The 7,182-nt window shown below is 66.4% G+C and carries 9 protein-coding genes; 4 read left to right on the top strand and 5 right to left on the bottom strand.

The genetic code is table 11. The annotated features are described in order from the left end of the window. Window positions 1-78 precede the first annotated feature (78 nt). Window positions 79-399: a M20/M25/M40 family metallo-hydrolase gene (locus tag Q0X68_RS12745; RefSeq protein WP_366128403.1), complete on the top strand. Its 321-nt coding sequence runs from the start codon at window positions 79-81 to the stop codon at window positions 397-399. A 98-nt stretch (window positions 400-497) separates the two neighbouring features. On the opposite strand, the gene tkt is transcribed toward Q0X68_RS12745, so the two are convergent. The 4 genes from tkt to Q0X68_RS12725 all read right to left on the bottom strand — a co-directional run bounded on the left by tkt (window position 498) and on the right by Q0X68_RS12725 (window position 3,986). Beyond that, window positions 498-2,549 (bottom strand): transketolase, encoded by a 2,052-nt coding sequence (gene tkt, locus Q0X68_RS12740; RefSeq protein ID WP_297752492.1) that lies wholly within the window; start codon window positions 2,547-2,549, stop codon window positions 498-500. A gap of 118 nt (window positions 2,550-2,667) precedes the next feature. Further along, entirely contained in the window at window positions 2,668-2,853 is a 186-nt protein-coding gene (locus Q0X68_RS12735; protein WP_297752489.1) for a hypothetical protein, read from the bottom strand. Between the two features lie 60 nt (window positions 2,854-2,913). Next, window positions 2,914-3,480, bottom strand: coding sequence for a hypothetical protein (locus Q0X68_RS12730; RefSeq protein WP_297752486.1), 567 nt, complete (start codon window positions 3,478-3,480; stop codon window positions 2,914-2,916). After that, on the bottom strand, window positions 3,480-3,986 hold the full coding sequence (locus Q0X68_RS12725; RefSeq protein WP_297752484.1) for a phosphoribosyltransferase: 507 nt from the start codon (window positions 3,984-3,986) through the stop codon (window positions 3,480-3,482). Before Q0X68_RS12725 ends, Q0X68_RS12730 begins: the two co-directional genes overlap by 1 nt. Before the next feature lie 69 nt (window positions 3,987-4,055). Here Q0X68_RS12725 and Q0X68_RS12720 point away from each other — a divergent pair, with 69 nt between their 5' ends. From Q0X68_RS12720 to Q0X68_RS12710, 3 genes are read left to right on the top strand one after another with little or no spacing between them, the layout of a single operon-like run. After that, the gene (locus Q0X68_RS12720) at window positions 4,056-4,835 is read left to right on the top strand and encodes a hypothetical protein (protein WP_297752481.1); all 780 of its coding nucleotides are present in this window, start codon (window positions 4,056-4,058) and stop codon (window positions 4,833-4,835) included. A 10-nt stretch (window positions 4,836-4,845) separates the two neighbouring features. Further along, window positions 4,846-5,457, top strand: coding sequence for an SIMPL domain-containing protein (locus tag Q0X68_RS12715; RefSeq protein ID WP_297752478.1), 612 nt, complete (start codon window positions 4,846-4,848; stop codon window positions 5,455-5,457). A 57-nt stretch (window positions 5,458-5,514) separates the two neighbouring features. Then, window positions 5,515-6,930: an MBL fold metallo-hydrolase RNA specificity domain-containing protein gene (locus Q0X68_RS12710; protein ID WP_297752475.1), complete on the top strand. Its 1,416-nt coding sequence runs from the start codon at window positions 5,515-5,517 to the stop codon at window positions 6,928-6,930. On the opposite strand, the gene Q0X68_RS12705 is transcribed toward Q0X68_RS12710, so the two are convergent. After that, window positions 6,897-7,182 (bottom strand): hypothetical protein (locus Q0X68_RS12705; RefSeq protein ID WP_297752473.1); only part of this gene is annotated, 286 nt, incomplete at its 5' end. The genes Q0X68_RS12710 and Q0X68_RS12705 overlap by 34 nt on opposite strands.

Here is a 7,182-nt window from a genome sequence, read left to right as displayed (position 1 = left end):
TTCCACCAGCCGCCACGCCGCTACCACCATCTACACCCTCAAACGCGAAGAGCCGCGAATCCTGGGCTCACGTGCGAGCTGGACTACCTCGTCGGATATGACATGACGTGGAACGCCCCCGCACCCACGCAGATCGTGCGCGAGCTCGCGACGAAGCGCTGGCCTGACAAGGTCATCTCCGAGCCGGCCATGCTCGGCGGCGAAGACTTCGCGGCGTTCTCGCGCACAGCTCCTTCCACCTACGTCTTCGTGGGTGCGGGCAACGCGGAGAAGGGCTTCGATTCCAGCCACCACTCCCCCACGTTCGGACTCGACGAGGACGCCTTCCCCATCGCGCTCCAACTCGTCGTCGACGTGCTCCGTAACGCAGAAGCGCTCGCAGCCGCCGAACGCGACTGAACGTAGCAATGGGTTGAGCCCCCGCGCAGGCGGGGGCTCAACCCATTGCTACGTTACTGCCGGGCGCTGGTGAGCCGGCGTGGCCCACCAGCTATGCGTCAGAGCAGACCCTTGGCGGCCTCCACGACGGCGTCGGCAGTCATGCCGAACTCCTCGAAGCACTTGGCGCCGCTCGCCGATGCACCGAAGTGCTCGATGGACACCGACGCTCCGTTCGCGCCGAGGTACTTGGCCCAACCCATGGAGATGCCGGCCTCAACGCTGACGCGCGCGGTGCCCTCCGGCAGCACCTCGGCCCGGTACTCGGCGGGCTGCTCGTCGAACCACTCCTGGCAGGGCATCGAGACGACGCGGGTGGGGGTTCCCTCGGCCTCGAGCTTCTCCTGCGCATCGAGGGCGATCTCCACCTCGGAGCCCGTGGCAATCAGCACCACCTTCGGCGTCGACGACGCCTCGCTCACCACATATGCGCCGCGCGCAACGCCGTCGGCGGAGGCGTACTTCTCGCCCCGCTCGATGGTGCGCAGGTTCTGGCGCGACAAGATGATGGCCGCCGGCTCGTTGGCGCGTCGCAGGATCTCGCCCCACGCCACCGACGTCTCGTTCGCGTCGGCAGGGCGCACGACGGAGAAGTCGGGGATAGCGCGCAGCGACGCCAGGTGCTCGATGGGCTGGTGGGTGGGCCCATCCTCGCCAACACCGACGGAGTCGTGCGTCCACACGAACACCGTCGGAATGGACGACAGCGCCGCGAGGCGTGCCGCGGGGCGCATGTAGTCGGAGAACACGAGGAACGTGCCACCGTAGGCGCGGGTGAGGCTCGACAGGTTGATGCCGTTGAGGATGCCGCCCATGGCATGCTCGCGGATGCCGAAGTGCAGCGTGCGACCGAGTTCGGAGCCCTGCCACTGTGCGGTCTGATGCTCCTCGGGAATGAAGCTCGGCTGGCCCTTCATCGTCGTGTTGTTGGAACCGGCGAGGTCGGCCGATCCGCCCCACAGCTCGGGCAGCTGGTCGGCGAGCGCGGTGAGCACCTCACCGGAGGCGGCGCGGGTCGACATCGAGCCCTCTTCGAACACGGGCAGCGACAGGTCTTCAGGGAGCTTGTGCGCGCGGATGCGTTCGAGCAGCTCGGCGCGGTCGGGGTGAGCGGCCTTCCACTCGTCGAAGCGGGCGTTCCATTCGTCGCGAGCGGCCTTGCCGCGCTCCGCCAGGTTGGCGCGGGTAGCGGCGACGATGTCGTCCTCGATCTTGAAGGGCTCGTTGTCGAAGCCGATGAGCTCCTTCATGGCGGCAATCTCGTCGCCACCGATCTTGGCGCCATGCACGCCGTGGTCGCCCTGCTTGTTCGGCAGCGGCCAGCCGATGATGGTGCTCAAGCGGATGAAGGACGGCTTGTCCGTCACCTGCTGCGCCTGCTCGATGGCGTTGTACAGTGCCTCGACATCCTCGCGGTACTCGGTGTGGCCGTTGGTCCAGTCGACCTCCTGCACATGCCAGCCGTACGACTCGTAGCGCTTGACGACGTCCTCCGTGAAGGAAATGTCGGTGTCGCCTTCGATGGAGATCTCGTTATCATCGTAAATCACGATGAGGTTGCCGAGCTTCTGGGTGCCAGCCAGCGACGACGCCTCCGACGTGATGCCCTCCTGGAGGCATCCGTCGCCGACGATGCAGTACACGTTGTAGTCGAACAGCGACTCGCCCGCCTTGGCTTCGGGATCGAACAGCGCGCGGTGACGGCGAGCAGCCATCGCCATGCCAACAGCGTTGCTCAAGCCGGCGCCGAGGGGTCCCGTCGTGCACTCAATGAACTTGGTGTGGTTGTACTCGGGGTGGCCGGGCGTCTTGGAGCCCCAGGTGCGCAGCGACTGGATGTCCTCCATTTCGAGGCCGAGGCCGCCGAGGTACAGCTGTGCGTACTGCAGCATCGACGCGTGGCCAGCGGAGAGCAAGAACCGGTCACGGGCGATCCACTTGTCGTCCGCGGGATCAGTACGCATCACCTTCTGGTACAGCAGGTGTGCCACGGGGGCCAGAGAAATCGGCGTGCCGGGGTGGCCATTGCCTACCTTCTCCACGGCGTCTGCGGCAAGCACACGGGCAGTGTCGACGGCGCGAGCGTCGGTGTCAGTCCATTCGAGCGTCACGGTTGCTCCTCTTCGAGAAAATACAGTTGTTCAGGTTCCAGGGTAGTCGGCTTCAACTCAGCAGCGACGCGCAGGGCTCACCAGCGCCACATCGTTCGGCTGCGAAGGCGGGTAGGGATCAGAAGTCGAGGTCAGGTAGGTCAACGAGCGACGGGGACCCGTCATTCGCGTCCGCGTCCTCCTCGACGGGCACCTTAGGCGTGGCGCCCGGCTCGTTGGGGCGCACATCGCCGCCTATCGCGTCGCGTACGAGCTTGGCGAGATCGTTGCCCTCGGCAGGGTCGAAAGTTCGGGTCTCAGGCATAGGCGTGTCCTTTCCACAAAAAGCATACGCAAATGGGCAACAGTGCGAGCGCGACGCGTCTCAACGATGCTGGCGGCGGAAGCCCCCGATGAGCATCCCCACCACCACACCGAGCAGCACCAGCAGCGTGCCGCCGATGAGCACAATATTCATCGGGTTGGGCTCGATGCCGTCCATCTTGATTTCGCCGGGAGGGTACGCCGGATCTAGCGTCGGCGCGGCGCCTGGGCCGAGCGCCGCGGTGACGGCCTCGTCGAGCTCTGAGGTGTACGTGCCGCTGCCCGAGCACGCCTCGAGCGTGGCGACGCCGTCGGAGTCACGGTCGGCGATGAGCATCAGTTCGGTGCGTAACCGTAGGTTCGGCATGCCGCACTCGTCCACCGCATCCGCGGTGCGCGCCAGGAACGAGGAATCGAAGTCGCCCTTCCACACCTTCAGCGGGGTCAGCGTGTAAAACACTGTGCCGTCGGCAGGTGCGGTCTCAATGCGGTCGATGCGCACCTGCGCGACGACGTCCGCATCCTTGGCCTGGTTGATCGACGGCGGCGTGGGGCAGCTGCAGGCCAGCGCCTGGGGTGCGGTCAGGGCGAGGAGCACCGTCGCGATGAGGGCGGTGAGCCTGCGCATCACTCAACACTCGGCAACAGCGGCGGTTTGGCCGACCACGGGAACACGATCCACTTGTCCGTGCGCCGCCACACATATTCGGGTTGGACGACAGTCTGTGGCTTGGCGTACAGCACGGCCGAGCGGACGTCGGCACCGAACCCGCGCAGCAGCTTGATAACCAGCGCGAGGGTGCGGCCGGAATCAGCCACATCGTCGACGACAAGCAGCTGCTTGCCGGCGATGGCGTTCGTGTCCAGCATGGGGGCCAGCAGCACCGGGTCGGGCAGCGTCGCGTTGACGTCGGTGTAGAACTCCACGTTGATGGCATCGGTGAGCTTCACACCCAGCGCGTACGTCAGCCCGCCCGCCAGCAGCATGCCACCTCGCGCCACGGCGATGATGATCTCGGGGCGGAACCCGGAGTCGACGATGGTGCGCGCCAGGTCGTCGGTGGCGTCACCCAACCCTTGCCAGGTGAGCACTTCCTTGTCGCCGAGATCCGTCGCATCTGCGTGGTAAGCCATGAGTAAAGGGTAGTCGAGAACCGACGCCGGCTCGGCGTCGGGAGTGCGAAGTCAGGTAGCGTTTTCCGTATGGCCATGCAACGAGCATTCTCCAACGCACACTGCACCGCGGCAGCACTCGACCGCGGTGCCACCATCACCAGCTGGCATCCGCGCGACGGACACGAGGCCCTGTTCGTCACCAGCGACGCGAACCCTGACGCCGAGTTCCACGGTGGCATCCCCGTCTGCGCGCCCTGGTTCGCCTGGGGCAGGGAGGAAGTACGAAAGCCCACGAAGCACGGCCTCGTGCGCTGGGTGGACTGGAGATTCGACGGCGCCACCGAGCTGCCGGAGGGCACTCGCGCATCGTGGTCGCTGACGGCCCCCGAAACCGCGCACGTTCCCGGCGCGACGGACTACCCCCATGACCTCTCCTACCGCTACGAAGCCACATTCGGGAAGGCCCTCGACGTGGCCCTCACTATTTCCTCGCCCACCCAAGATTGCGTGGTTGACGACGCGCTGCACACCTACTTCCTCGTCGGTGCCGTGGGAGAAGCGCGGGTGGAGGGCGTCACCGCCGACCCCATCGTCGTGCCTGACGCGCACGACGAGATCTACCTCGGCGCGGCCGTGGGTCCGGTGCGCATTGTGCTGCCGGACCGCACCATCACCATCACCGCTCATGGCGCGCAGGATGTCGTCGTGTGGAACCCCGGCGAGGAGTACGCGGCCGGACTGGCTGATTTCAACGGCGACGAGTGGGCCCGCATGCTGTGCGTCGAGGTGGGCAACGTGCGCGAGCACGCCGTCACCATTCCCACTGGGCAGCAGCACACGCTGGGCATGCGCATCACAATGGATTGAGAGGTCAGCCATGGAGATCACCATTACCGGACGAGCAGAGCGCGCCTACACGCCGCAGCTCGCAGTGCTGCATCTGAGTGTCGAGGGCGAGGGCCGCGACGCAGCACGCGTGGTTGCCGACGTGCAGCAGCGTGCCGGCGCGCTCATTCAGCAGCTCGACGAGCTTCCCGCGAGCGTGCTCGAACGTTTTCATACCGACGGGGTGAGTAGCTGGTCGTCCAGTGACGCGAAGCGGGTGGTGCACCGCGCGTCGTGTGCGGTGCGGGCGACGTTTCGCGACACGGCCGAGATGGCCCGCCTGAGTGCCGAATGGGCAGCCGGCGGGGTGCACGTCGGGTATATCTCGTGGCGCCTCACGCCTGAGCAGCGTGATGAGGCCGAGCAGAGTCTCGTCGCGGATGCGCTGGCTGAGGCGCGCGCCAAGGCGGAGCGCATCGCTCAGGAGCTCGGGGCGACGCGGTGCGTCGTCGAGTGGGTTCGCGACGGGTCGCTGCCGAGTGCGGAAGGGTTCTTCACCCGCCAGGTGGCATTCGCCGGCGCGGGCGCGGCGGAGCCCGTCGAGGCGCGCCCCGACGATGTGGAGGTGAGCGTCGAGCTCATGGTCGGCTTCCGCGCGGAGTAGGCCGGCAACCTTTCTCATTCCGCACACGAGCGCTCGCGGCTGCGGCACAGTGGAGCCATGACTGAAACTGTCACTCTGCAATTTCTCGGCGCCGCCGGCACTGTCACCGGCTCGAAGTACCTGCTCGAGCAAGGCACCAGGCGCATCCTGGTGGATGCCGGCATGTTCCAAGGGCAGAAAGACCTGCGCAGGCTCAACTGGCAGGAGTTCCCCGTCGACGCCGCCAGCCTGGAGATGCTTCTCGTCACCCACGCGCACGCCGATCACACCGCCTACATCCCTGCCCTTGTCAACCAGGGGTTCAGCGGGTCGATTTGTTGCACCGAGGCCACCGCCAAGCTCGCGGAGATCGTGATGCGCGACGCCGCGCACCTCCAGGAGCTCGCCACGGAACACGCTGTGAAGGGCGGCTACTCCAAGCACCAGAATCCTCGTCCGCTCTACACCACTGAGGATGCCGAGCGGGCAATCCGGCAGCTGCGCTGGGTGCCGTTCGACGAAGATGTCGAGCTGGGCGATGGTCTCACCGCGCGCTGGACTCGCACCGCACACATGCTGGGAGCCGCATCCATCCACGTGCAGTTTGCGGGCACGGACGTGCTGTTCTCCGGCGACGTCGGGCGTCCTGAGCATAAGCTGCTTCGCGCCCGCGACACCCCGCCGGGCGCACGCTTCGTGCTGTGCGAATCCACGTACGGCGACCGCGAACACGCCGAGCCGGACGTCCCCCACGAAGTGATGGCCGACGCCATCACCCGCACCATCGAACGTGGTGGAGCGGTGCTCATCCCGGCCTTCGCCATCGACCGCACGCAGTCCGTGATGTATGCGCTCACGCACATGCAGGCCGAGGGTCGCATCCCGGAGGTTCCGATCATCGTCGATGGGCCCATGAGTATGAAGGCGCTCGACGTGTACCGCGACATGTCCGACGAGTTTCGCGACGAGGTGCAGCTGAGCGATTTCATTGCCAGCAAGCACTTCGTCGAGGCCCGCACTGCGCAGCAGTCGAAGAAGGCGCGCCGCCGCCGCGATCCGCGCATCATCATCTCTAGCTCCGGCATGCTTGAGGGCGGCCGCGTGCTCTCGCACCTGGAGCAGCTCCTCCCCGACCCCAAGAACTCGGTCATCCTCACCGGCTTCCAGGCCGAGGGCACCCGTGGGCGGGCACTCATCGACGGCGCCCGCCACGTGAAGATCTTCGGCCGGCACGTGCCGCGTCGGGCGGAGGTGCTGCAAGACCGGGAGTTCTCCGGGCACGCCGACGCCTCCGAGTTAGTGAGCTGGTTGGCTGCGCTCGATCCCAAGCCGGAAACCATCTTCCTCACCCACGGCGAGCCGGCCGCGGCCGAGGCGCTCGAAGCTCGGGTTGAGGATGAGCTGGGCATCATGACCGTCGTCGCCGCAATGGGCGAGAAGGTGCTGCTGAGCGATCCGGTTCAGGATTGGGATGGGGACGGGGACGAAGCCTGACCTAACCCAATATTCACTTGCGTTTCACGATCTGCGCCGATTTCGCCGATTTCAGCAAACGCGTGTGGATATTGGGTTAGCTCCGCCGCGGTAACCCGCACCGCGCCCTCGTCGTCGGCGGGCGCCTCGAACGTCGCGATCCACTTGTCGAGCTGTTCAAGAGCGACGACCACCTGGTGCGGCCCGCGAGGGCCGGCATTTCTCGCCGCAAGCCGACGATGCAGCTCCACCGCAGGCACGTTCAGGTGCACC

This window comes from uncultured Tessaracoccus sp. (assembly GCF_947286155.1).
Taxonomy (GTDB): domain Bacteria; phylum Actinomycetota; class Actinomycetes; order Propionibacteriales; family Propionibacteriaceae; genus Arachnia.
The sequence above is the reverse complement of the archived record's forward strand: the minus strand, read 5'-3'. Positions and strand labels throughout refer to the sequence as shown.